We start from the raw sequence: 25026 nt of genomic DNA on the forward strand, positions 1-25026 counted from the left end.
AACAACTTGATCGTGATGGCCGTGGCCAGCAAGAAACTGCCAGTCTCCAAGTTGATGCGTAATTGGGTCATTGTGTATGTCGGCAATTTGGTCGGTTCGGTCGTTACGGCTTACTTGATGTATATGACCCGTACGTGGGAAACCGGCGCCGGCGGCGCGTTGGGCATTACGGCCCTGAACATCGCCGGAGGCAAAGCGGGCCTGACGTTCACCGTCGCCCTCACCCGCGGTATCTTCTGCAACGCGTTGGTCTGCTTGGCCGTGTGGCTTTGCTTCTCGGCGCGCAGCGTCGAAGGTAAAATCCTGGCCATCCTGTTCCCGATCGCCGCATTCGTCGCGGCCGGTTTTGAGCACTGCGTGGCCAACATGTATTTCATTCCGGCCGGCCTGTTCATCAAAATGGGCGCGTCCGCTGAATACCTGGCCGGAGCCAAAAGCAGCGCACTCGCCAGCCTTACCTGGGGCAATTTCTTCATCGGCAACCTGTTGCCGGTGACCATCGGTAACATTATCGGTGGCTCGGGTTTCGTCGGCGCCGTGTACTGGATCGTTTATCGGCGAAAAGAGAAAAAATAGCGTTTCCCATTTCCATATAAAAACAGTCGGCGTCTTTTCCGACTTGGCCTTTGAGAAAAAATATAGAAAAAGGCCCGAAGCAAATCCGGGCCCTTTTTGATTTAACCTTACGACTGGTTGCTAGGACACCAGCGCCTCAAACTCACTGCGGAACTTCGTGATCATCGCCTCGATCGGCATGGCGAACGCGTCGCCGGTAGGGCATAGCGTGGCGCCCTTCACGGTGGCGCAAATGCGCAAAATCGTGTCGATGTCTTCGGGTTTGCCGTCGCCTTTAACCATGCGACGCAGCAGCATCTTGATCGCGTGCGATCCCTTGCGGCACGGTATGCATTGGCCGCACGATTCATGCGCGTAGAACTCGATCGTCCGCAGGGCCACTTCGGGGATGTTGGCGGTATCGTTCATGACGATGATTCCGCCCGAGCCGAGCATCGTGCCTTTTTTGATGCACGTGTCGTAATCCATGCTCAGACCCTTGGCTTCCTCGGGCGTCAGAATCGGCACCGAGAGCCCACCCACGATCACCGCTTTCATTTTTCCGCCGACGCCGCCGGCGGCCTCCAACAACGTATCCAACGACGTGCCCAGCGGGTATTCGTAGGTACCGGGTTTGTTCACGTGGCCGGAGATGCCGTAGATTTTCGGCCCGAAGTTGTTGGCGTTCTCGCCGATGGCGAGGTAGGCGTCCGCGCCTTGATCCACGATGAAGGGCACATTGGCCAGTGTCTCGACGTTGTTGACGATGGTCGGACAACCGTACAAGCCTTCGACGGCGGGGAACGGCGGTTTGAGTCGCGGGTTGCCGCGTTTGCCTTCGAGCGATTCGATCAGCGCGGTTTCTTCGCCGCAGACGTAGGCGCCGGCCCCCAAGTGCACGATGATGTCGAAATCAAAGCCGCTGCCGAGGATGTCGGCTCCCAGTTTGCCTTGAGCCCGCGCTTCGTCCAGCGCGACGTTGAGGATATCCGCGATCCATTCGAACTCGCCGCGGATGTAAATGAAACCCAACTTCGAGCCGATGGCGAAACCGGCAATCGTCATGCCCTCGATCAGCAAATGCGGATCGTACTCCATGATCTGACGATCTTTGAACGTGCCCGGCTCGCCCTCGTCCGCGTTGCAGATCAAATACACCGGCTTGTCGACGTTCTTGGGCAGGAAGCTCCACTTGAGGCCCATCGGGAACCCGGCGCCGCCGCGTCCGCGAATCGTGGACTTCATGACTTCGGCGGATACCTCGGCCGGTTTCATCGTCAACGCCTTGGCCAGCGCTTGGTAACCGCCGTCGGCCAGGTAGGTTTCGATCTTTGCCGAATCGGCCACGCCGCGATGTTTCAGCAGAATGTTGCATTCGGTACCGAAATTCGCTTCGTCGACCGTCTCGGGCATCACGCCCTCGCGCAGGCTTTGCAGCAAGCGGTCGGTCTTTTCCGGCGTCATGTTCTCGTAGTAGCGGTCGTTAACCTGAATCACCGGACAGGTGCCGCAGGAAGCCAGGTCCTCGACAACACTGAGGGTGAACAAGCCGTCGTCGGTCGTTTCGCCTACCTGGATGGACAAGGCCACCTGCAAATGCTCGACGATTTTGCCCGCGCCCATCAGCATGGCCGGGATGTTCGTGTCGACTTGCAGATGGTACGTACCGACCGGCTTGCGGTTGTACATCGTGTAGTAGGTGCGCACGCCGAAGGCTTCGGCCACCGAGACGTCGATGAGCTTGGCCACTTCAGCGAGATCCTCGTCGGTGATGAAACCCGCCGAACTCTTTTGCACCAGCGACAAGGCCGGCATCAGCGCCGACTTGCCGTCGGGGTAACGGCCAATGATTTCTTCGATTTGAGTGCGAAGTTGTGGGTCTAGCATGATTGCCCCTCCTGGTTGCTCACCCGAGCAATACGCGCCGCAGCGACTTTGTATTCCGGGATTTTGGCCACCGGGTCCAGGGCGTCGTTGGTCAGCATGTTAGCGGCGGCTTCCGCGAAGTGGAAGGGAACGAAAATCGAACCCACCGCCACGCGATCAACGATCTTGGCTTGCGTTGTGATGGAGCCACGCCGCGTGGTGATTTGCACCATTTCGCCGTCTTTGATGCCGTGTTTTTCCGCATCGACCGGATGCAATTCCACGTGGCCCGCCGACACCAAGGCGTTGAGGATTTCCGAACGCCGCGACATGCTGCCGGTGTGGAAGTGCTGCAGGATGCGGCCGGTGCTCAGCACCATATCCCATTCCGCATCGGTCTCTTCGGCCGGCGGTTTGTAGGTCATGGGGGTGAGCACGCCGAGGCCGCGCACGAACTTATCCTTGTGCAGGAATTTCGTGCCGGGATGCTCGGCGTTCGGGCAGGGCCATTGGATGCCCACGTTCTTGATCCGTTCGTAGGTCAACCCGGCGTAGGACGGCGTCAGGTCGGTGATTTCCCGGAAGATCGCCTCGGGCGTGCGGGCAAACTCTTGACCGAACAAGGCGGCCAGATCGGCGATGATCTCATAGTCGGTCTTGGTGATGCCGCGCGGGGTTAGGGCGACGTTGCTCAGTTGCACGCGCCGCTCGGTGTTGGTGGTCGTGCCTTGCTTTTCGGCGAACGAAACCGCAGGCAACACGACGTCGGCCATCGCGGTGGTTTCGGTGTGCACGATATCCTGCACGATCAACAGATCGAGTTTTTCGAGGCATTCCTTCACGTGGTTTAGATTCGGGTCTGACACCATCGGGTTCTCGCCCATGATGAAGAGCGCCCGGATCGAATCGCCGCAGGCCGGAATCATCATCGTCAGGGTTTGGCCTACGTTGGGGTTGAGTTCGGCACCCCAGTACTCGCTGAATTTTTTGATCGCGTCCGGATTGTTTACGGGCTGGTAGCCGGTAAACACGTTGGGCAGGCCGCCCATGTCGCAGGCGCCCTGCACATTGTTCTGACCACGCAGGGGATTCACGCCGCCGCCCTCGAAACCGAGGTTGCCGGTGATGAGCTGCGTGTTGACGCACGACTTGACGTTGTCCACGCCGTGGCTGTGCTGCGTGATGCCCATGCAATAGTAGAGCGCGCCGCGCCCGCCGGTTGCGTAGAGCTTGGCGGCCGCAAACAGATCGTCAGGCGAAATGCCGGTGAGCTCGGCGACTTTTTCCGGCGTGAAGAATTCGAGGCTCTTTTGGTATTCCTCGAGGCCTTCGGTGCGCGTGGCGATGTAATCGTCGGCGGCCCATCCCTCGCGCAGGATGATGTGCTGCAGGCCGCACAACAGCGCGACGTCGGAGCCGTTTTTATGCTGCAGCCAGACATCGGCGAAATCGACCAGGTCGGTGCGCCGCGGATCGCAGACGATCAACTTGGTTCCGCCGAATTTCACGGCCTGCTTGAGCATGGCTCCGAAAACCGGATGGTTCCAGGTCGTGTTGGTACCGATGGCCAGTACGACGTTGGAGGTGAACACTTCAGCCATGCTGTTGGTCATGGCGCCTGAACCCAGCGTTGTGGCCAGACCGGCCACGGTGGAGCTGTGTCAAAGTCGAGCGCAGTGATCGACATTGTTGGTCCCGATCACCGCCCTTGCGAATCGTTGCAGTTGGTAGTTCTCTTCGTTGGTCACTTTCGCCGAAGCGAAAAAGCCGATCGCATCCGGACCGTGCTCGGTTTTTACCGCGCCCAACCGGTCGGCGACGAAGCGCAGCGCCTCGTCCCAACTCGCCTCTTCCAGCACGCCGTTCTTGCGAATCAGCGGCGTGGTCAGGCGTTGGTCGGAATCGACGAAATCCAAGCCGAAGCGGCCCTTGACGCAAAGCATGCCCTTGTTGGGTTGCTGTTCCCAGTCGCCCTCGTGCGCCATCGCGAAAGCGTAACGATCGTCCTTGGTGTGAAAGTCGATCTGGCAGCCGACGCCGCAATAGGGGCACGTGACCTTGGTCTTTTCCGTTTCCCAGGTGCGCATCTTGCCGGCGATCTGCTTGAGAGTCAGCGCGCCGACCGGGCAAACCTGGACGCATTCGCCGCATTGCACGCAGGTTGAATCGCCCATGGGGACATCCGCGTCACAAACGACCTTGGCCTCGTTGCCGCGAAAGCCGAAACCCAGGACCTGGTTTACCACGACGGTCTGACAGGCCTGCACGCAGCGCCCGCAATGGATGCATTTGTTCTCATCGCGGATGATGCCTTCGGAGGTTTCATCCTTAGGCGCCGGCGCGGCGTCGATCTGAAACACCGGCCGTTCGATACCCAGGCTGTAAGCCATGTCCTGCAGTTCGCACGCGCCGTTGGCCTCGCACGAAATGCAATTGTGGTGCCCTTCAGCCAGCAGCAACTCGACCACCATGCGGCGTGTCGCGAGGACTTTGGCCGAATTGTTAGATACGACCAACCCTTCTTTGACCGGCAAAGCGCAACTTTCCTTGAGCCTGCCTTCGACCTCTACCACGCACGCGCGGCAGCGACCGGCTTTGCCGGTTTTGGCGTGCCAGCACAAGGCGGGAATGTAAATCCCTGCGGCCCGGGCCGCTTCCAGCACGGTCTGTCCGGGCTGCGCCTCAATTTGTTGTCCGTCAATCGTGATGTGCACGGTACCTCCGTTTCGTCGCTGCGGTTGGAATCTATGGGGCCCAACCATCGTTTCACAAATCAAACAACTCGTAGTGCTAATTCTTTTTAGTTGTTACATGCCACGTGTCGGGGAAAAGCCGCGTTGTGAAAACCCTGTTACTTAACCGATCTCGAACCGGATGCAATCCGAACGAGATGAAAGATAACCAAATATTCCCCGTGTCAAATTACAGTCAGCGCTTTTCGAATGTACAATGTGAAAAGCCGCGTCTTGTCTTCCGGTACTCGACAAAATCGGCGTTACCCTATTCCTCACGACTGAAGAAATCAAGTTAGAGCTGATTGTTCTTTGTATTTATGCGTATACGAGCATAATCCGGCGTTTATACAATCCTCGCTGTGATTTTTTTCGCAGCGGGTATTTCGCCGGATATTGTGAGACGCCCGGTTGTCCCATGGGGCATAAATAGGTTAGGATGATTGACATGGAAAACAGGGTTTGATAGTTCTTTTGAGAAGTTGATGTGAGCGATGGGCGGTGTTGCTTCGTGTGGGATCCCAACCGAACCGGGTGTCACGACTTCGCCGAACGATAACTCTTGAAATTTGCACGAGGGTAGGGATGAAAGACGGTAAACATGTAGTTCTTTGCATCGACGACGATCCCGATGTATTGGTCGTTCTGCGCACGATTCTGGAAAGCGCCGGTTACGCCATGGCGGAGGCTCCCAGCGCCGAAGAGGGACTTGCTGTCTTCAAGCAGGAACAGCCCGATTTGGTGATTGTTGACTTGATGATGGAAGAAGTGGACGCCGGGAAAACCTTGGTTCAAGAGATCAAGGCATTGCAAGGTGAAGTACCAATATATATGCTCAGTTCGGTCGGTGATTCACTATCGCAACATGTCGACTTCCAAGAACTGGGATTATTGGGTGTTTTTCAGAAACCGATCGATCCCGAAACCTTGCTCGCGACAATAAAAGCCAAATTAAACTAGTCCTTTTTTCGCCGACTCGCTGCAAAGCCTCCGAGTATTTTGATACTTGTACAATTTATGGTTGAAATGCCAACAGTAATACGACTGGATCGTTGTGCCTGCAATTCATGAGGATGCCCCACCCGAGTTCACAGAACGAGTCGTAATTTCAGGTTCCCTTACAGTTCAACTCGGTAAGGGAATCCTGCTGCGCGGCAAATAACCATTCGTAAGCACGTGTATAGATAGGTCGCTCCACAAAACCGGGGCGAGAAAACACGCTGGGAATCGGCAACTTCACTGAAGGAGCCTGCTTATGGAAAAAAGCAATTTTGCTGATTCTCGTGCTATTGATTTTCTGGTCGGTTTCCTGCAACGACGATGACGACGACGATTCTTCACCCTACGATGACGACGACGACGATGATGACGACGACGACAATGATGACAACGACGACGACGATTTCTACGCTCCGCCGCCATCCAACGACGTTGGAATCTTCGTCGCGACAACCGGTAATGACGACAACCCCGGCACGATGGAAGCCCCCCTACGCACCGTCACGAAAGCAGCCGAAGTGGCCGAGAACGAAGGGAAAAGCGTCTTCGTGGCGGGCGGAGAGTACCAGCACGACGAGTTGACGACCCGCGTTTCGCTCTTTGGCGGTTACGACGGCGTTACCTGGGCGCGCGACCTCTCAGCCTACCCGACGACGCTAATCGGCACGGGCTGGGCGACGCTGGTCATCGAGCCCAGCGGCCGCAAAACCGAGATCATCATGGAAGGCTTCGTGGTTCAACACGCGGGCCTTTTCACCGACGGCGCGGCGGGCGTATACGTGCGAGGTCCGTCCACTTTTGTCAACAATATCTTTCGGATGGCCGGCGGTTACGACGGCCACGTCATCGGCCAAAGTAACGGCGAAGAACTTGTTGTGTTGTATAACGACTTCGCCGAATTCGGCGATACAATCGGCTTCACCGGCTGGTCGGGTTGGGCCGTTCACGATCTGGATACGCTCAACGACTGCTAGTGGGATGGCTGCGTAGCCGCCGAAGGCAACATCCAAGTCGATCCCGGCTGGCTCGATACATTAGACTACCATTTGCCCGGCGACAGCCCCTGCATCAACGTGGGGACCGACCCGTCATCCTGATTTGGCGAACCGGAAATCTTTTTCGCTTTCGAAGGAGATACGCGCCCGCAAGCGGGTCCTTGGGACATCGGCGCGGATGAATGGACCGGTATTAGATAGGATCTTGACGTTACCTTCGTTTGTCGGTCACATCATTTTGCTGATGGTTAAACCACAACGCGATATTGTTTTGGCGGGGCGCGCGAAGGGCTTACGATGTTCAGCTACATCTATATGAAAATTCTTGAGTCGCAGCCCGAAAGGTATGATCGCGGCATCGCCCTTATCTCATTGGGCGCATCGGAAAGGGCGAAAAAGAAACTGATCGAAGAGAACGTGTCGCCGGGTTCGCAAGTTCTGGAAATCGGCTGCGGCACCGGCACGATGGCCATCATGGCCGCCCAAAAAGGCGCCGGCGTTCTCGGCTTCGACTTCTCCGCCGCGATGCTGGCCGTTGCCCGAAGGAAAATCGCCGCCGAAAATCTGGACGAGCAGGTCGAACTGCTCGAAATGGGCCTTTCCGGTATGGACAAACTTCCCGACGATCAATACGACCTGGTGGTCTCGACGCTGGTTTTCTCCGAATTGTCGCCGGACGAGCAGACCTATGCCCTGAAGCATGCGTTTCGAACCTTGAAGCCCGGCGCCCGGCTTGCCGTGGCCGACGAGGCCCGGCCGAAAATCCTCTGGAAAAGGATCCTTCACGCTCTGATACGAATTCCGATGCTCTTGATTACCTTCATTTTGACGCAAACCACGACCAAGGCCGTGGAAAACCTTCCCGAGCGGGTGGAGCGCGCCGGGTTCCACGTCGATAAAGAGGAAAGAAGCCTTCTCGGCAGCTTCGTCTACCTAACGGCCACCAAGGAGAAGGGCCGATGAAGGCGCTTATCGGGTGGATCGTTGCCTATTTTTTCCGCTGGCTTCCCCATTCGTCGCCCACAGGCTTGTTTCCCGTCGGTCGCCCGGACGAGAACTCGCCGGTGATCGTTACCGCCAACTTTTCGTTGACCGTCAAAAGAGTAAAAAAGGCGCTTGAGGGGCAAAACCTGTGGCTTCTGGTGGCGAACACGGACGGCATCAACGTGTGGTGCGCCGCGGGCGGTGGCATTTTTACGGAAAAGCGAGTCATCGACGCGATCAAAATCGCCGAATTGGCAGAGAAAGTCGCCCACCTGGAAATCCTATTGCCGGCGCTGGCCGCGCCGGGCGTCGATGTGCAAGAGATCGACGCGGAAACCGGTTTTCGCGCGCGCTTCGGGCCGGTCTACGCCCGCGACATCCCCGCCTATCTGGCGGCCGGGGAAAAGAAGTCAGAGGGCATGCGGCGGTTCGAATTCGACCTCACCCATCGACTCGATATGCTTGTTTCGATGAATTTCCCCATCTACTTGTTGGGCGTGGCGGTTGTACTGATCTTCGCCCGGCAAACCTTGCTCGGCTACTCGATAATTTTCTGGGGCGCGGTAGGCTTCATGTATGCGTTTCTCAACGTCATTCCGGGCAAAACCGGCTGGGGACAGGCTTTCTTTTCCGCCGCCGCGGCCACGGCCATCTGGAGTACCGTCGACTGGTTTACGAAAGGCGACGCATTTTTACACTGGGGATGGTTTTTCGCAGTTTTCGTTATCTTTTTCCTCGCCGGATTCGACTTGGCCGGCATCGTATCGGCCCGCAAATCCGACGCCGAACTGCTGATGCATCGCCTGGGATTCAAGAGCTTCGGCTCGCTGTTCAGCATCAAGGAACTCGGGGGAATCGGCATGGATCGAGAAAAATGTACCGGATGCAAAACCTGCGCTGAAATCTGCCCGGTGGGAGTTTTTGGGGAACCGGATGAGGCCCGCAAAATGGCATTTCGAGACGACAAGGCTTGTTTCGCTTGCGGCGCTTGCGTGAAGCAATGCCCCGAAAAAGCTCTGTTTTTGTCCTGAACCTGCTGATTTTATCAAAAAAAAGCCCAAACCCGGCTAGGCGTCGTTTTCTACATACTGCCTTGGAAAGACTATGGTTGTTCTGTGACAGGAAATCCGAAAATAACGATATACGGCACTCGGATAACCGGTATATACTGCGCTCACGAATCCGCGAATTTCTGGAGATGATCTCATGCCGAACAAGGACAAGAAGAAGAGACAGGACAAGACCAACAAGCCCAAGCTTTCCAATAAGGAAAGGAAGCAAAAGAAGGCTGACAAAAAAGCCACCAAGCAGGAAAAATAGCGGCCGGCCCCAAAGGGAAACAGGCTGGGCGGCCGACGAGGCTTGCCCGCTCGGCCTTTTCGTTTGGATTCCTTTCTTCGCCGGCGAGCGGGAATTAGAACCTGGCCCTTGCGCGAGCTTTTAAAACATTCGTGGTTAAATTATTCATTGAAAGGGGAAACTCCTCTTCCGGCCAGGAGGCCAAAATGGAACTTGTAGTTAAAGAAATGTATGTAAAGAGCTTTGTTACTTTTTTATTGGCAGTCGCGACCGCTTCCATGCTTTATGGGATTTTCTGGCTGTAACGTGTTCGTTCCCGATATCAAAAGGGAACAACGGAGCGTCGGCGACAGGGTTCATTCCGAAAACAATCCATTGAAAATTGCATCGCTAAAATTTACCGAATGTGGATAACAGCTAGCGCTTTTCCCCAAGATGCAGCTCTGCCAAAGCCACCCGATAGAAAGCGAAGCCCGGCATCCGGCGACCGCGCTCGCCCCAGTAGCGGGTGCGGTATTCCGTCGCTCCGGTATCCTCAAGAAGTTGATACCCCCGCTCGGCCAGAAAAGACGGCATCTTTTCGGGGTTCATGCCCCAAATCCAAGGCTCACCGTCGCCGGCCACCTGCTCTTTCGAAGCCCGCGCGCCGTCAAACTCCACGGTACCGTCGAGCAATCCACCATGTAGATAAGTGAATAGCAGGCGGCTTCCCGGAGCCATGGCTTGCGCCAGAGCGCGCAGGGTGGCGTCGACGGCAGCCTCCCCCAGGTAGTGAGTCACGCCCTCCCACAGGACGAACGTGCGCTGGTTTCGATCGAGGCCGGTGTTTTTCAAAACGTCGGGTAGGTCCTGCTTGGTTAGGTCGGCCGGGAGGAATACGACGTGACGAAGCGATGCTTCCCCGAGCGGCCCCATCCGCTCCCGCTTCATTGCCTGTGTGGCGGGATGGTCCACTTCGACAACCCGGCATTCCTGGAGGTCGGGGAGTCGGTATGCCCGGCTGTCAAAGCCCGCGCCCAGGACGATGACCTGCCGGATGTCGTCACGAACGCCGGCGAGCAGCAAGTCGTCGATCAAGCGCGTGCGGGCGATACCCGAGGTCATCGCGCCCGGCCAGCGACGATCCACGTAGCCGCGCACGAGCGCTCCGAGAAGGGGAAGGCCCGCCAACCGGACGATAAACCGCAACGACGGCGCGAGGAAACGCACCGCGAAGGGGTCCTCGAACAGGCGAACATTCGCCGGATACCGGACGGTCTCCAACGCCCGGAAGGACGCGGCGTACTCCGCGGTTCGACTGGCTTGGTTTTCCCTCATTCCGTCACTCCGATTCGTTTTGACCGCAGCCCGATAATACGGCCGCTGAGCAACTGCTTGTCAATTCCTCGGGTTTCGACACGCAAACCGCGCGTTTGGCGCATGACTATATCCTTCCGCAGCGGCTTGTAACCCAAGGGAAGAAACACTACTTTCATTTTGCCACTGACGTTTTTTTAAGGAGAACCGATTGGAAAGCGGAACGGTAATCGCCGGCGACGGCATCTCCCCGGCGACCGCCCTTAGATGAGTAAATCCCATGCAAGGTAGAATCCCTGAGCTTTATATTGACGCCGATGCATGCCCTGTGAAAAACGAGATTTACAAAGCCACCGAAAAATACAATGTCACTGTTTATGTTGTCTGTAATTCGACTATGAATGTACCAATAAAGACTCGTATTCATCTTACTGTCGTGGATAAAGGGCCGGACGAAGCCGACGACTGGATTGTCGAGAACGTCACTGAAGGCGACATCGTTGTGACCGCCGATATTCCCCTGGCGAGTCGCTGCATAAAAAAAGGGGCTCGAGTTCTTGATAACCGTGGGCGAGAGTTTACCGAGGATTCCATCGGCAGCGCCCTAGCGGCCAGGGACCTGAATGAACACCTGCGTATGATGGGGGTCATCATGACGGGCCCCCGTCCCTTGGAGAAAAAGAACCGGTCTGAATTCGTTTCCAAATTGCACCAAGTGATTCAGGCTTTGATGAAGTGATGAGAAGAGTCGGATAATCCTTTATTTATAAGCAGTTTTTGGTTTTAGTGGGCGACATCGCTTGAGTGACCCGGCTCGAAATGATAGCTTTTGTTGTGACGCTCGGCGTTGCTTTCTCGTCAGAATGGCTCGCGGTGGATGTTTTTAGCGAGGCGCTAAACGGTAGAAATCGCTTTAAGCGCAGCTTTCGTTTCAAGACCCTTTCGCATCGGGAGAATCAAAATGCCCCTTCTCGGTAAAAGGCTATTTATCTTGATCGTCGTGTTGTCGTTCGTGACCTGTGCGATGTGGGCCTGCGGTGACGACGAAAAAACCGACGATGACGACGCGGCGGACGATGATACCCAGAACACCGACGATGACGATGACAACGACGATAACGATAACGACGACGACGATGACGATACGCCGGTGACGCTGCAAATCGACCTGGCGACTCTGGAGGACAAGATTCAGGGTTCGTGGGTCGGGCAAATGGCCGGAGTGACGTGGGGCGCACCGACCGAATTCCACTACCGCGGCGAGATCATGCCGGATGGCGAGGTTCCCGAGTGGGAGCCCACGCGGATCAACCGCGGCTTTAATCAGGACGACATCTACGTCGAGATCCCCTTTCTGGATGTGATGAGCACCTACGACGTTACCGCCGGCTGGGTTGCATTCGGCGAGGCCTTCCGTGACACCCAATTTATTTTGATGCACGCCAACTTGGCCGCGCGCCGAAATCTCCGCGACGGCATCCCGGCGCCGGACTCCGGCCACTATACGAACAACGAGCATTGCGACGACATCGACTGGCAGATCGAATCGGATTTTGTGGGCGCGATATGCCCCGGGCTGGTCAATCCGGCCGTCGATATCGCCTGGCGCGCCGGGCACGTCATGAATTTTGGCGACGGCGTTCTGGGCGGCGTGTTTATCGCGGCCATGCACTCCGCCGCGTTTTTCGCTGAGGATCTTGTGGATATCATTTCAGCGGGACGGCGGGTCCTTCCAGAGGGCTCCAAATACCGGATGGTGGTCGATGATGTCATCGCTTGGTACACCGAAGGCCGAAGCTGGGAAGTGACGTGGCAATTGCTTCAGGACAAGTGGGGGGCGGACGATCGATGCCCCGGCTTCGAAAACCGCTTGGATGAAAATTACAACATCGACGCGATCGTCAACGGAGCCTACGTCCTAATCGGCTTGCTGTACGGCGACGGCGACTTTGAGCAATCGATGCGCATCGCCATGCGGTGCGGTCAGGACAGCGACTGCAATCCGTCCTCGGTGGGCGGCATCTTGGGCAACTGGATGGGGCTTTCCCAAATCCCCGATAAGTTCAAGCGGGAACTCGAAAGCGACCGCCGGTTCATGTTCACCGATTACACGTTCGAAGACGTGATTTCGACCACGCTGGACCTTTCTCGGCAGGTCATGCTTCAGGCAGGCGCCGTGGTCGAAGGCGTGGGCGAGGATGAGGTCTGGACAATCCCCTTCACGGAAGAAATTCAGCCGCCTTTGCTCGAGCAATGGCCCGAGATTCAGAACGTTCCACCGGTGCTTTCGGCCTCTGTCATTTCGCAGGACGGCCCGGTTGTCGAACTGGAAGCCGATGCCACCGACGCGGACGGCGTGCTTGCCTACGAATGGCATTTCGGCGACCTCAGCCGCGCCAAGGGCGCACAAGTGGAACACGAATACGCGTCGGCGGGCACGTATGAGGTCATCGCGTACGTCACGGATTGGGCCGGAAACACCTCATGGCAGGCTATCTCCGTCACGATTCCTTGACTGAGATTCGCCCGCTGTCGACGGTTTTTCACGCCGGACATTCCGTACGTTTCCAGGGATATGTTTATTGTGATAATACGGGATAAGCAAAAGGTGCGTCAAAAAACGCGCCCACGCCGATAATCGGCACGCCGGCGGTGGCAATCCATTCCAACCTGACCATGGTCGAGTTTAGCGGCACGGCCGTGATTTTTTCGTACCTAAACCACTCGGGGACGTTGATCGGGCCGAATTCGTCGGCACCGGATACTTGCGTATTATCATCATAAAATGTGACTCTCATAGTCATCTCTGACCTAGGATTCCAGGTCCGTAGATACGCGCCCCAGTTGAGCGACAGCAGGTCTTGCTGAATCATGTCTTCGAAATCGGCAAGTGGGATATCCTGCGAGATGGTGTATGGCCCAGTGTTCAGCAGCAACGCGGCAACCCAATATTCGCCTGTCGCGGAATTGACATCAATATTCGAGCGAATTGGAATCCAGTGGTCCTTGGCCAAGATGATCCCTTTGGACATAGTCCAATGCTCCCGCCCGTTTTCAAATAGCGGGTTCGCCACAAGATTCTCCCCGATCAGCGTATGCGGATTTTCAAGCGTCATCACCGAAAGAAAAAGCGCGTCAAAGGAAGCTGAGTTGAACGTCAGGGGCATCTCCGCCGCGCAAGCCCGCAAAACGACGCGCGCCGTCCGCGCCAGGGGCGGAAGTTCTCCCATAACCCGCCACGCCTGCCAGTAAAGCGTGTCGAATCGTCCTCCGGAAATGTGTTTGAGCAATCGGCCCTGCCCGTCGAGGATTTCCACAACCGCCTCGGCTTCATCGTGAGGCAGCAGAATGTTCGACGTACCGCCCTCCTCGACGCGGTAGCCTGTGGCGCTTGCCCCCGAAAAGACGAGTTGCCCGTACCCGGCGTCGATAATTTCGGCGTAGGCATCCAGTGGGACATCCTGCCGGGCGTAGTCCCGCGGGCCCGGGCCGGAGCCTGAAAAGAAGTGTGTTCCCGCCAAGGGGATAACGTGGTTGATTTCGGCGGTCGGTTGCATGCCTTTCCACGTCCAGCCGCTTTCGCCGTTCTCGGCCCCCGGGTTTTCCAGGAGGTTTTCGTAATAGGGGAAGGTGAAATCAAAGGTTTGGTCCGTGCGCGCCCCGTCAACGCCCTCCGCGAAGACGATTCGGGCCGTGTATTCATTACCGCCGGGCAGCGTTTCGGCGGCCTCGAGAAGATACAGCGAGCCCTCGTTGATGGGTCCCTGGGAAGTCAATTCAACAGAGGATCCGTTCAGCAGAAGCTCCACCTGGGCATCGGCGATCGGTTTGTCGAAAAGCAATCCAACGGCGTTCTCGCCGAAACCGTACACCGCCTCCAGCAGAATCGGCGGCGTGTAACCGGGTGTTTCGGGGAAAAATATCGTCGTCGTTTGCGGCTTGTGATCCGACCGGTTCGGCGACATGTGAATGATTTCACCGTCCACCGTGCAGCCGCCCGAAGACTTGTTGAAATAGGTGTTGTCGATCAGTTGCTGCCCCTCGGCGCCGTAAAACATCATCGCCGGCCACGTGGTCCGGCACGATGGACAGACACCGAAGGACGCCCAGCCATCCGCCACGACTTCGTCCAGAATCCTCGCCTGCGTTGAGCCGAGTTCCTCGTTCCAATCCCCCATCAACAGCACGCGATCGACCGGGTCGACGGCGAGGTAGTCGTCCACGATTTCCCGGTTCTGCGAATCGCCGACTTCATTCCAGCTCACATGGACGCCGTAGACAGAGAACGTGACACCCTCGATGACGACATCGGCGTGAAGAAAGCGGCCTCGGCCGGAGTCCAGATAATCGATTTTTTCCGGGTTGATCAAAGGCGTCGCGGACATGAGCGACTGCTCGTCGCTGTAAAAATAGTACATGCCCAGCGCCTCGGCGATAGGCTCGGCATATTCCGGTGGACACTCCTGCAACGAGAAGACATCGAAGGGGCCCCATGCCGCGAGGTCCTCGCCCACCTGTGCCGGGGTGCCTTCCCGCCCGGTGTGGATATTGTAGTTTCCGGTGACGACGGTAATGCCGGGCCTTTTTTCAGCGGGACACCCGTACCGTCTCCAATTCAGCGGCTCGACGGGGGCGATAAAGGGAAAGTCAGTATCATCATTATTGTCGTCATTATCATCATTATTATCGTCGTCATCATCGTCATTATCATCGTTATCGTCGTCATCGACCGGGTCGTCGGAATCGCCCGAGCCGTCATCATCGGATCCGCAGGCAATACCGGTTGCCAGACAAAGCAGAAGAATCAAACCAAATATCCGGACAGCGCTTATCTTCATTCTTTCCATCCCTCCGAAAACTGGAGCACGGTGCGATCTGAGCTGAATGATAATACGGGGGCATTCGAGAATGGTCAAACAAGATAAGGGCAATTTTCCGTGGCGTGCAAAGGCTGAGCCCCGAACCGCTAGGCTCGTACGAGTTTCCCAACGAAATCAGGAGTTTTCGTTTCGAAGGTCATCATTTCCCCGGTCGCCGGGTGCCGAAAGGTGAGCGAAAAGGCATGAAGCGCCAGCCGGGCGTGCCCTTTGATCTTCTTTCCGTATTTCTTGTCGCCGACGATGGCGTGGCCGCTGTCGGCCATGTGTACCCTGATTTGGTGTTTTCGACCGGTAATCAGGTTGATTTCGAGCAACGAGAGGTGCGCGGTTTCCCTGAGAACGGTGTAGCCGGTCCGGGCCAGTCTGCCTTTGGACGCTTCGGGCGTTGAGTAGACTCTAAACGCTTTACTTTCAGCAAGATACGACTCGATCGTGCCGGTTTGCTTCTCGAACCGACCGTGCACGACGGCGAGGTACTTTTTAATCGCGTCCTGCCAGTGATCCTGCAACTGACGCTTGGCGAACTCGGTTTTCGCAAAGACCAGAAGTCCCGAAGCATCCCGATCGAGGCGATGAACGATGAAAATACGTTTCCTGGACCGCGAGTTGCCTTTGCGGACGTAGTCGGTCAGGTAGAAATAGACCGTGCGCGACGTGTGCCGGTCCGTATCCATGGTCAGAAGCCCCGCCGGCTTGTCCACCACGATGATGTCTTCGTCTTCGTGCGATACGATGAGTGTCTTCGGCAGATGCTTCATGGCCGATCGGCTGGATCGAGTCAACGAGTTGTACTCCATGTTTGTTCTTGCCCGCACATCGCGGGCGCCCCGATTGTATCAGCAGCGCAAGTCCTTGGGCGAAAAATCGGCATTTTTGGTGAATTGCGCGAACTTCGATCTCCTCACGCGACCTTTGGCATGCTAACAGGGCACCGCAAACGAAAGGAATGGCGCGCAACTCCGGCGTCCCCAGGCCTCCCCCAAGTCCGAATTAAGTCGCCGCCTCTTTGCGAAGGGCTTGATCCCGCCGCCTCGGGCGAAGATCGGCCTAAGATTCCTCGTGCTTTGGCTCCGGAATGCTTTCCTGTGCCTCGGTCTCTGTTGAAGCTACCTCAGCGTAAGGTTCCGCTTTTTTTCGAGCAACTTTTTTCGTTCTTTTTTTCCTGACCGGCAACGTAATCTTTATCCCCGAGAAATCACTTAAGGCCGCTTCGTTCAGCAGTTTTCGCGCGCCGATTAAAATGTCTTCCGGTAGTACTGCGACCCCGGTTTGTTTACGCAGGATCTTGCAGGTCAATTTAAGTGACGCAGCAGAAAACAACGCTTTCAGCAAATTTTTATTAGTAAGAATATCCATTTTTTCCCAGAGCTTAGCCAGTCCTCCCCTTTTTACGTTTTTCAAAGAAATCATTTCAAAATACCGAGCTATGCTGGCAATATCATCTTCCAACATATTCCATTCGGCGATCAATTTAGTCTCCGGTGGTTGACCAAATTCTATATGATAAACGCGCCATTCCAGGGCGTTGGTCAATAGTGCCCACTCACAGCCCATATCGATTGCATATGAAGTGACTTGTTTAAGGTGTTTTCGGCTTAGATTAATTCCAATTCTTTTTAATTCAACGAGTATTGCCGGCTGTGCTTCCTCGCCTTTTTGAACGGTTATTGAAAAGTCGATGTGCTCGGTTTCTCCCGCGCCTCGTACAGCATGTTCTCGTGACAAATGTTCAAAGGCATCATAGCCCAAGACGGTTTCAAATATTCTTTCCACTCGCCTTCTGGTTTCTGCCTCATTTCCATCAGACGCTTTGAGTCTTTCAACAAGGCGTTTAGCATCGTTAATGGCTTTTCGAGTTTCTTTCGAAATAACGTGGCGGGGCATAAGGACCTCCACAAATAATAATGATGAAAAACAACATATTGATACGAATTCTCTAATATCGCGTCAACCCCTTATTCCCTTTTTGTTTTCAAATAGTATACGGGCGTCTATTATGAATGCTGAGGCCGCGAGCCAAAGCGAGTGGTTTCATGCTGAAAAAAGTGCCGACGGTCGTAGTGTTGATCCTTTTCTAATCCGCGATTCTGGTCACGCTATCCTTCTCCGGTTGCGATTCCGACGATGAAGATCGGGACGTAGCCGGCTTCCCGGCCGAATCGAATACGGGGTGCCCAAACCGGTCGAACCGGTAAGAAGGCGGACAACTCTCAGCGGATTGGAAGCTTACATGTTGACAGAGCCGGGGGTTTTGTGCAGGCTTGCAACACTATGATTTCATTGTCTGAAATCGCGCACCGGAAAGACTTGTGGGGATGTTATTTCTGACGTAATCGCCAAAAAGCGGAAATCCAAGTTCCTGAAGAAGATCAAGAACGACGCCATTTTTCACACCGCGCGCGCCATGTTCGCGTTCGCCAAAATCGTCCCGATTTCAGCAGGTCTAAAGATAGGCGCGGCAATCGGAAGCATTGCCTGGCGTCTACTGGCCTACGAGCGAAATTGCGCCATGAACCACCTGAAGGTGGCCTTCCCCGATTGGACCGATGAAAAGTGCGCCGCCACCGGCAAAGAAGCTTTTCGCAACCTCGGTCGGAGCTTTTTCGAGATGTTCCATTTCCCGGAGTTGCTGGCCACGGTGCATGATCCGAATCCCTACGTAGACATCCGCGGGAAAGAGAACCTGGACAAAGCCCTGGAAAATGGAAAAGGGATTATTTTCTTCACCGGGCACGTGGGGAACTGGGAAATCATGGCGGCGTCGTTGGCCGCTCGGGGATACAAGGGCGGCGAGATCGTCCGCAGCCTATATGATGAGCGGATCAACAAGCTCCTAAACGACCATCGTCGCAGATTTAATTACCGCCCTCTAACCCGCGGCGGACAGGAACTAGTGGCGGATATCGTCGAGCTTCTATCGAGCAACGAGATGCTCGCCCTGTTGATGGATCAGGACACCAAAGTGAAGGGCGTGTTCGCAGACTTTTTCGGCAAGCCCGCCTGGACGCCCTCCGGCCCCGCCTTCCTGTGCCGGATGGCCGGGATGGATGCCTTGATGCTCACCGTGCATCGCCGGCCCGAAGGGGGCCACATGGTGGAGATCAGCCCGCCGGTGCCCCGCCCTCAGACCGAGGACGCCGCCGCGGATACCGTCGCCTACACGCAGACGATGAACCGCATGCTCTGCGAACACATTGCACGCCACCCCACCGAATGGGTCTGGATGCATCGCCGGTGGAAAACGCGCCCCGAGGGAGAGCCGCCCGAATTGCACCCGGCCCCTCGACCAAGAAAGCCCTGGCGATATTAAGACAGCCTGAACGTCTACAATAAATACTTCGTCCTCGGCCATATCTAAGAGATATCCGTACTAAAACTCAGCCCAATTTTTCACCGGGAACCGGGCATGCCGCTGCTTTAACGCTTGATGGCTGAAGCGGATCCGCCCGCGGTTGCTTTTAGCAGGGCGCTTAATCGGGGCTCGCCGGCTTCTTGCAAGACGGGCAGCGTCTCGAGCCTCGGAATACCGCGGCGCCGCAGGTCGCGCACCGATATCGCTCCGTTTCGGCCGCGACCCACTGTTCCGCGCTCATTTCCCGCCGGTCACCTAGTACCATTGGCCGATGATCGCGTACTCCTCGTTTTCCGTCTGGATCAGCGGGACCATACCGTTATCAATGTCATCGATTTCCTGAGTCAAACTACCGCGCTGCAAACCTCTGCCTAATTCGGTGCGGCCGTCGAGGTTGAAATCCCAGGGCATGGTAAAATCGAAGCGGTACACGGTTGTTTCCTCAGATAGGAATAGCGGAGAAGCGCCTTGCTCCCCGAACACGCCCCAGCGATATTGTGTCGTGTACGGGAGGCCTTTATCATCGGACCAGAAAACCCGCACGGACATGAGGTATAGCGCGATTCGCGGATGCCTATCGCCGTCCCAAAAAGCCAAGCCGTATCCGTCGAAACCTTGGGCATAGGACATCGGTATGCTCAACACCATATCGACCGGCGAGAGAGTTCGATCGTACGCCCGCCATTCCAAGCGCCGCGTGAAGCCTTCTCTCACGACAAAGGGGCCTACTAAGAACACTTTGCCCTTTCCAGTGAACTCCGCCCCGCCGTACAGCCAGGGCGAAATCGGCCACACGACCGGCTCTAGAATCGCGTCGCGCGATATCGCGATTTCCCGCACGCCGAAGCCCTCCGCGGCCAAGGCCGCCCACACGCCGGGGGATTCGCCCTGTTCATCGACCCAGAAAATAAGGTCGGCGGCGCCGTCGTCATCTAGGTCCACATCGCCCCGACCTATCCACTGCACGCCGGCGGGCGCCAGGCCTTCGTGGGCGATCGAACCATCCGGTCCGTACACACGAAAGCGACCGTGGTTGGCTTCCTCATCGAAATACGTGACGAAAAAGCCGCAGCCGCCCTCGTCGGGCAGCGGCATGATCCCCGAACTCATTTCTCGCGAGCCGGTCATCTCAATCGGTTCGAGGTTGGCCCGCACCCCGCCCTCGGGATCGATCCACGCCGCGTCCCAGGTCGTGGGCGTCCCGGTGAATCGTGGTGCCCGTTCCAGCAGAAAGCTCGGTCCCTGCGGGTTTGCGCACGTTTGATAGGCGATGCCGGACTCCCCCCGCTTGCCGTGCAGATTCAAATCAGACTTCGGTTCGACCTCGACCTGCCAAAGCATAGTGAAACCGGTTGTTCCGTCGAATACTCCCAGGCTTGAGCAACCCCCGAAGTCATCGACCATTTTGACCACCAGATCCGCGCCGCCACCGTTCACATCCAGGTCGGTGATCGCCGAAAAGTGACGGCCGTATCGCCAATCGGTATCGAAGACGACCGTGAGTTCGCCACTGTCGAGCACCAGCAAGCGCGTTTCGAATTGGCCGGTGTCCCAGCGTTGCGTTTCGGCGGTCAGAACGATTTCGCAGTCTTCGTCGCCGTTGAGATCAACCATCTGCGCCTCGACCCCGAGGCCGTAACTCTCGGTGCGGGTCGCGATTTCCAAGGCGCCGATTTCCGTACCATCGACCCGCCGCAAGCGCGCGAACTTGCTCTGTATGGAGCCGAAGGAATCGTTGCCGACGTCCATCACTACGATTTCGCGGCCCGGCACGCCGTCCACATCGCAAGGCCGCATCTGCCCGCGATAAGGGTCGCCTCCGGTTGTGTCGTCGTCATTGTCGTTGTTGTCATCGTCGTTGTCGTTGTCGTCGTCGTCGTCATCGTCGTCATCGTCGTTGTCGTCGTTGTCGTCGTCGTTGTCATCGTCATCGTCATCGTCGTCTGGGACGCACGAGCTGACGAGAAACGCTGCCACGGCAACCATCAGTACTAAAATAAACACAAAATAACGGTTGGAGATCTTCATGAGGCTCTCCTTAAAAAGGCGGCATTCGCCCTTCCGAGGGCTCGTGACCGCAAAATGTTATTTTAGAGTAGCATGTCCTCGATTCAACTTAAACTTGTTATTCGCTGCTTTGCACGCCACGGAAAAAAATCGGCTGCCACCGTCCCGCGAGCACGAGTTTTCGAACCTTCTCAACTTTCGAACTAAATGGATGTTGGCCGCCTTCGACCGCACTTCTGCCTCGGAACTCAGTGTAAAAGGAGACCGGATGCCTTGCCCGCTGTCGCACCGGATCGAACGACTTAGCAGAAACCGCTCTCGCTACAAATGACCGCGCCTGGGCTTCCCCAGTGGCGGGCGGAGGCAATCTTCTCTCTACTTTGGAGCGGCACCCAGTTGCGCGTGGTTGCTCATCAAACAATCGGCCCAGATTTCCACCCCGTGTTTTCCGCACCACTCGGCCATCAATTCACGATAGGCGAAATAATCCCCTTCACAAAAAACGTCGGTTGACGACGCTCACCCCGCTGCGCCACATGGTGGGTAAACCCCACGGCAACAATTCGCACAATACGTGTGATAAGTGAAGCATGTCGAAAGAGCTATACGGTGTCATTTTCTATATACTGTCCCCGGAATTCCCTACATAGAAGAGTCTTTCGACAAAGCCTTTGACTCACGCGGTTATAGGTGTCCCTTAATTTACAAAATAACCCTAATTCCCTCCCCTAATTCCCATATTCCATATTCATCGCTTTGTCTTGTTGTGATCAGAGCTTTCCTTCGCTTCCGAAACTATCTTTTTCATCATATCAGAATCATTCAATAGATTCGATATTATTTCCTCCCAACGAATGATTGAAGGGACAAAATGAATGGAAAAAAATACACCGGTGGTCAACACTGAGCACAAATAAAATCCTGACGCGTTGAAAACATTCAAGTGACTAAAAGATTCTACCAGGGAAAACAACGCCAAATGCCCGAGAGAAACGCAAAGATAAGTCGTCGAGGAGGCCAACACGTGCCATTCGTAGCCCAAACCGACCACCAAAGCATGAACCGAAAACCTCTTGCGGTATATTGGCGTGAAAAAATACGCCAGAATCCTTCCCCAGATGGCGGAACAAGCCAAACCGACTATCCATTGGACCACCATATGTTTTCCTACTTTAAATATTTGTCAGCACGACCGCTGAACAAGAGCCACTTGCCTCGCGTTACTACGTGGCGACAATTTCCACTCGTTTTGGTGCGACAAGACGTCGGTTGCGATGGTTTATTGTTGTCTTCATGCCGAACGAAATCAAGTCATTCGAGACCCGATTCCCAAAGCAAACATAACGGTATTTAGCACGTCCAGGTTCCGGTTGAGTACAGAACCAACAGACTACCACCAGATCAAGGTTCGCCCGGAATAACCCGAAAGTTCAACAAAGCCGAGACCGCCGACCGGGTGTTCCTGTTTGGTTCCCTCGATGTGAACAAGCCCTTCCCAGTAATTCCAGATCGGATTTGGCATCTCCTGATCGGGAATACTCGTCTTCAGGGTTACGTCCATCTCAAGCCCTGGTATCTCCATGCGCCAGTTCTGCGGATAAATGCCGCCGGTTTTCTCGCTTTCCCACCAGCCAAGGGGCGTGACCTTCACCTCGTCCTGGGAAAGGATGACCTGGTCACCGTTTTCATCCACGTAGGTGCCCAGGGCGTTGTCGATGACGGACTGATCCTGCCGATCGCCACGAAAGATGAAGAACATGACTTCCGTTCCGTCGTCCAGACGCAGGGAAAACCAGTCCCATCCGACCATTCCCAAGGGCATCCAGTTACCCCACTGGTGGTCCATCCAGCCTTCGCCGGTGACAGCAAGGGGTGTTCCGTTCTTTGTCAGCGTGCCAGAGAGGTCCATAAGGGGGCGGGAGTAATAAAAGGAATCAGTAGTGTTGGTGGTCATGCGGATGGTGCCGTTACCACCGTGATGCACCACGCCCTTGATGTCAGCAAGGGTCAAAGAGAAAGCGTAATCGCCTGCTGCACCGTTAAGGGCATAGGTGAGTGGTGCGACCCGTTCGGCTGAAGCTGACCCACTTTCCAGGCGAAAGGGAGCTGGATATCTTTCGGGCCAGAGGAAATCAAAAAGGACATTGTGTGTATGGTGGGCGGCGCTTTCGTCGATGATCGCTACGTGAATCATCCAGGCGGGGATCAAGACAATGGAACCGGCATAGAAAAAGGTTAGTTCAAAGCCATAGAGGTTGTCCTGGTCGTCGGTCATGTGCCCGGTCCAGTACCACCACTCCGACAGGTCCTGGTGGGGCGACTCATCTCGCGGCATGTCCAGATGAGTATCGATGCAGTCGCCGAAATTGCAGTACTGCATGTAGCCGCAGGGTCCCAGGGGAGTCCATAGCCCCCTCATGCAGAGTTGGGGCTCGTCGTTTGGTCCGCACTGCGTTTCTCCGTCGACGCATCCACCGGCGCTGTCGTCGTCATCCAGTGTATCCTCGTCATCGCCGTCTTCGTCGCAGGATTCGCAAGTCGTGTCATCTTCGTCCGATTCCGCGCACCCCGCGACAAACATCAAAACAAAAACCAGAAAAAGTAAAAGGTAACGGCTGACCATCTAAGCCTCCTGTGACGACACAAAATCAGACGAATCGTATCATGACCTATTGTAAACGCCAGTTGAAAAGTGTAGCACTCGCCGCATTCGGTCAAAGAGTTGGAAAGTCGCGATATCCCGAGTCATTTCCCGTTGTTTCGGTTACGAAACGATGGAAGAAAGGATGTACAAAGACATGGAGATGTGGCGCGACATTCGGCGACGAGTCCTGGTTGAAGGCGAGAGCAAACGGCAGATATGCCGATGGTCTAAGAATCCTGGCCAAGGCTTTTTCCAGATTACTATACAAATGCCTGGCTCCCCAGGGGTCTGCCCGTCTGCTCGTGTTTACGAAGTTTCCGAGACGTTTCATCGGAAATCTCTTCTTGAGTGTAGCTCTTCCGATCCGGACTCATATCCAGAAAGGGCTGAACCTTCACCAGGCAGCCATCCTGACCGGCCAGGTGAGCTGTGCCGCGCTGCTCCACGGATATTTACTCGGTGCGGAAACGATTCCGGCACGGACCGGGTTTTGTTCCACGTACCGGGCGGCGGCGAGTAAATGATATTCATCCATGGGATATGAATGGAACCGCTCCTGCCATAAATGCCCGCGCGATGCTTCCCCGAAATTGACTCGCCGCGTATTCCGGCGGTGGGCTTCGCCAATGCCCAGCCGGAGGCTATCTTCCTGTTTTGGCACTGCAATCAAGTGAACGTGGTTGGTCATCAGACAATCGGCCCAGATCTCCACCCCGTGTTTTCCGAACCATTCGGCCATCAATTCACGATAGGCGAAATAATCCGCTTCACAAAAAAACGTCCGTTGACGACGGTTCCCCCGCTGAATCACATGATGTGGATGTTCGACCGCCACGATTCGAGCAATGCGTGCCGTGAGCGAACCCTATCAAACGGTAGATCTTCCGTCATTTTCTATATACTGTCCCCGGAAAATACAGCATCATCACCGCACCGATTGGGTACGCTAGGGAGACACTGGCCAGCAAGCTGCGGATATGCTCGTCGTCCCAAACCCAGCCACGCTGAAAATCAGGCAGCTGAGTTTTGCCTTCCCGGATCGACTTGACGATATCCTGGAGAGACTCCTTGGTGCTGTCGAAAGTCGTAAGGACGTTCATTCAAATCTCCTCAAATATCTCGAATATCGTTTTTCTCCACCTAAATCAGGTTGAAATCAACCAAATAAAGAGTTCTTGTCTCTTTTCCCGTTCCGGTGACTTCCTCCAGAACCTCTTCACAATGAAATCGATACATTTTGTCCGTAACTAAGTGGCTGAGGCTCGGTCCACCTTCCTTGATCTTTCCTGAATGTGATCGCCGGTTGAAAAGTGAAGCACTCGCCGGGTTTGGTGGAGGCGGTGGAAAGTCGTGGCATCCTGAGTTATTTCCCGTTGTTTCGGTTACGAAACGACGGGGGAAAGGATGTACAAAGACA

General features: G+C 55.6%; 20 protein-coding genes. 8 read left to right on the forward strand and 12 right to left on the reverse strand.

Features of this window, described 5'->3' with window-relative positions; genetic code table 11:
* A partial coding sequence (locus tag P9L99_01830) for a formate/nitrite transporter family protein (GenBank protein ID MDP8222075.1) occupies nucleotides 1–576 on the forward strand: 576 nt, incomplete at its 5' end.
* Between the two features lie 120 nt (nucleotides 577–696).
* Here the strand turns inward: P9L99_01830 and nuoF are convergent.
* A complete protein-coding gene (gene nuoF, locus P9L99_01835; protein ID MDP8222076.1) occupies nucleotides 697–2442 on the reverse strand; it encodes an NADH-quinone oxidoreductase subunit NuoF in 1746 nt (581 codons plus the stop codon).
* Nucleotides 2436–5183, reverse strand: a complete 2748-nt coding sequence (fdhF, locus tag P9L99_01840; protein MDP8222077.1) for a formate dehydrogenase subunit alpha — start codon at nucleotides 5181–5183, stop codon at nucleotides 2436–2438. The genes nuoF and fdhF overlap by 7 nt, the downstream gene beginning before the upstream one ends.
* Before the next feature lie 555 nt (nucleotides 5184–5738).
* Between fdhF and P9L99_01845 the strand changes: the two genes are divergently transcribed.
* The 4 genes from P9L99_01845 to P9L99_01860 all read left to right on the forward strand — a co-directional run bounded on the left by P9L99_01845 (nucleotide 5739) and on the right by P9L99_01860 (nucleotide 9162).
* Nucleotides 5739–6113, forward strand: coding sequence for a response regulator (locus P9L99_01845; protein ID MDP8222078.1), 375 nt, complete (start codon nucleotides 5739–5741; stop codon nucleotides 6111–6113).
* 311 nt (nucleotides 6114–6424) lie between these two features.
* Nucleotides 6425–7126, forward strand: coding sequence for a DUF1565 domain-containing protein (locus P9L99_01850; protein MDP8222079.1), 702 nt, complete (start codon nucleotides 6425–6427; stop codon nucleotides 7124–7126).
* Between the two features lie 318 nt (nucleotides 7127–7444).
* On the forward strand, nucleotides 7445–8110 hold the full coding sequence (locus tag P9L99_01855; GenBank protein ID MDP8222080.1) for a class I SAM-dependent methyltransferase: 666 nt from the start codon (nucleotides 7445–7447) through the stop codon (nucleotides 8108–8110).
* Nucleotides 8107–9162, forward strand: coding sequence for a 4Fe-4S binding protein (locus P9L99_01860; protein MDP8222081.1), 1056 nt, complete (start codon nucleotides 8107–8109; stop codon nucleotides 9160–9162). The genes P9L99_01855 and P9L99_01860 overlap by 4 nt, the downstream gene beginning before the upstream one ends.
* 685 nt (nucleotides 9163–9847) lie before the next feature.
* Here P9L99_01860 and P9L99_01865 read toward each other — a convergent pair.
* A complete protein-coding gene (locus tag P9L99_01865; protein ID MDP8222082.1) occupies nucleotides 9848–10747 on the reverse strand; it encodes an SAM-dependent methyltransferase in 900 nt (299 codons plus the stop codon).
* Between the two features lie 259 nt (nucleotides 10748–11006).
* Between P9L99_01865 and P9L99_01870 the strand changes: the two genes are divergently transcribed.
* A complete protein-coding gene (locus P9L99_01870; GenBank protein ID MDP8222083.1) occupies nucleotides 11007–11465 on the forward strand; it encodes a YaiI/YqxD family protein in 459 nt (152 codons plus the stop codon).
* A 222-nt stretch (nucleotides 11466–11687) separates the two neighbouring features.
* Nucleotides 11688–13241 carry an ADP-ribosylglycohydrolase family protein gene (locus P9L99_01875; GenBank protein ID MDP8222084.1) on the forward strand — a complete coding sequence of 518 codons (1554 nt, stop codon included), beginning with the start codon at nucleotides 11688–11690 and terminating at the stop codon, nucleotides 13239–13241.
* 64 nt (nucleotides 13242–13305) lie between these two features.
* On the opposite strand, the gene P9L99_01880 is transcribed toward P9L99_01875, so the two are convergent.
* The 3 genes from P9L99_01880 to P9L99_01890 form a co-directional block, all read right to left on the reverse strand.
* Entirely contained in the window at nucleotides 13306–15564 is a 2259-nt protein-coding gene (locus P9L99_01880; GenBank protein MDP8222085.1) for a hypothetical protein, read from the reverse strand.
* A gap of 128 nt (nucleotides 15565–15692) precedes the next feature.
* Nucleotides 15693–16364 (reverse strand): RluA family pseudouridine synthase, encoded by a 672-nt coding sequence (locus P9L99_01885; protein MDP8222086.1) that lies wholly within the window; start codon nucleotides 16362–16364, stop codon nucleotides 15693–15695.
* Between the two features lie 289 nt (nucleotides 16365–16653).
* Entirely contained in the window at nucleotides 16654–17490 is an 837-nt protein-coding gene (locus P9L99_01890; protein ID MDP8222087.1) for a type I restriction enzyme HsdR N-terminal domain-containing protein, read from the reverse strand.
* A 520-nt stretch (nucleotides 17491–18010) separates the two neighbouring features.
* Here P9L99_01890 and P9L99_01895 point away from each other — a divergent pair.
* Entirely contained in the window at nucleotides 18011–18916 is a 906-nt protein-coding gene (locus tag P9L99_01895; GenBank protein ID MDP8222088.1) for a lysophospholipid acyltransferase family protein, read from the forward strand.
* A 297-nt stretch (nucleotides 18917–19213) separates the two neighbouring features.
* Here P9L99_01895 and P9L99_01900 read toward each other — a convergent pair whose 3' ends face one another.
* The 6 genes from P9L99_01900 to P9L99_01925 form a co-directional block, all read right to left on the reverse strand.
* Nucleotides 19214–20986: a hypothetical protein gene (locus tag P9L99_01900; protein MDP8222089.1), complete on the reverse strand. Its 1773-nt coding sequence runs from the start codon at nucleotides 20984–20986 to the stop codon at nucleotides 19214–19216.
* Between the two features lie 727 nt (nucleotides 20987–21713).
* Complete coding sequence (locus P9L99_01905; protein ID MDP8222090.1) at nucleotides 21714–22124, reverse strand: hypothetical protein; 411 nt, start codon at nucleotides 22122–22124, stop codon at nucleotides 21714–21716.
* A 231-nt stretch (nucleotides 22125–22355) separates the two neighbouring features.
* On the reverse strand, nucleotides 22356–23588 hold the full coding sequence (locus P9L99_01910) for a lipocalin family protein (GenBank protein MDP8222091.1): 1233 nt from the start codon (nucleotides 23586–23588) through the stop codon (nucleotides 22356–22358).
* 415 nt (nucleotides 23589–24003) lie between these two features.
* Nucleotides 24004–24444: a transposase gene (locus tag P9L99_01915; protein ID MDP8222092.1), complete on the reverse strand. Its 441-nt coding sequence runs from the start codon at nucleotides 24442–24444 to the stop codon at nucleotides 24004–24006.
* A gap of 52 nt (nucleotides 24445–24496) precedes the next feature.
* The gene (locus P9L99_01920) at nucleotides 24497–24709 is read right to left on the reverse strand and encodes a DUF262 domain-containing protein (protein MDP8222093.1); all 213 of its coding nucleotides are present in this window, start codon (nucleotides 24707–24709) and stop codon (nucleotides 24497–24499) included.
* 40 nt (nucleotides 24710–24749) lie between these two features.
* A partial coding sequence (locus tag P9L99_01925; protein MDP8222094.1) for a hypothetical protein occupies nucleotides 24750–25026 on the reverse strand: 277 nt, incomplete at its 5' end.

This window comes from Candidatus Lernaella stagnicola (assembly GCA_030765525.1).
GTDB lineage: Bacteria > Lernaellota > Lernaellaia > Lernaellales > Lernaellaceae > Lernaella > Lernaella stagnicola.

Coding starts and splice junctions, on each gene's coding strand:
- P9L99_01890 (MDP8222087.1), bottom strand. CDS start 17,490: ATGCCCCGCCACGTTATTTCGAAAGAAACTCGAAAAGCCATTAACGAT.
- nuoF (MDP8222076.1), bottom strand. CDS start 2,442: ATGCTAGACCCACAACTTCGCACTCAAATCGAAGAAATCATTGGCCGT.
- P9L99_01880 (MDP8222085.1), bottom strand. CDS start 15,564: ATGAAGATAAGCGCTGTCCGGATATTTGGTTTGATTCTTCTGCTTTGT.
- P9L99_01920 (MDP8222093.1), bottom strand. CDS start 24,709: ATGAACGTCCTTACGACTTTCGACAGCACCAAGGAGTCTCTCCAGGAT.
- P9L99_01895 (MDP8222088.1), top strand. CDS start 18,011: ATGTTCGCGTTCGCCAAAATCGTCCCGATTTCAGCAGGTCTAAAGATA.
- P9L99_01910 (MDP8222091.1), bottom strand. CDS start 23,588: ATGGTCAGCCGTTACCTTTTACTTTTTCTGGTTTTTGTTTTGATGTTT.
- P9L99_01905 (MDP8222090.1), bottom strand. CDS start 22,124: ATGGTGGTCCAATGGATAGTCGGTTTGGCTTGTTCCGCCATCTGGGGA.
- P9L99_01900 (MDP8222089.1), bottom strand. CDS start 20,986: ATGAAGATCTCCAACCGTTATTTTGTGTTTATTTTAGTACTGATGGTT.
- P9L99_01845 (MDP8222078.1), top strand. CDS start 5,739: ATGAAAGACGGTAAACATGTAGTTCTTTGCATCGACGACGATCCCGAT.
- P9L99_01865 (MDP8222082.1), bottom strand. CDS start 10,747: ATGAGGGAAAACCAAGCCAGTCGAACCGCGGAGTACGCCGCGTCCTTC.
- P9L99_01885 (MDP8222086.1), bottom strand. CDS start 16,364: ATGAAGCATCTGCCGAAGACACTCATCGTATCGCACGAAGACGAAGAC.
- P9L99_01875 (MDP8222084.1), top strand. CDS start 11,688: ATGCCCCTTCTCGGTAAAAGGCTATTTATCTTGATCGTCGTGTTGTCG.
- P9L99_01870 (MDP8222083.1), top strand. CDS start 11,007: ATGCAAGGTAGAATCCCTGAGCTTTATATTGACGCCGATGCATGCCCT.
- P9L99_01860 (MDP8222081.1), top strand. CDS start 8,107: ATGAAGGCGCTTATCGGGTGGATCGTTGCCTATTTTTTCCGCTGGCTT.
- P9L99_01855 (MDP8222080.1), top strand. CDS start 7,445: ATGTTCAGCTACATCTATATGAAAATTCTTGAGTCGCAGCCCGAAAGG.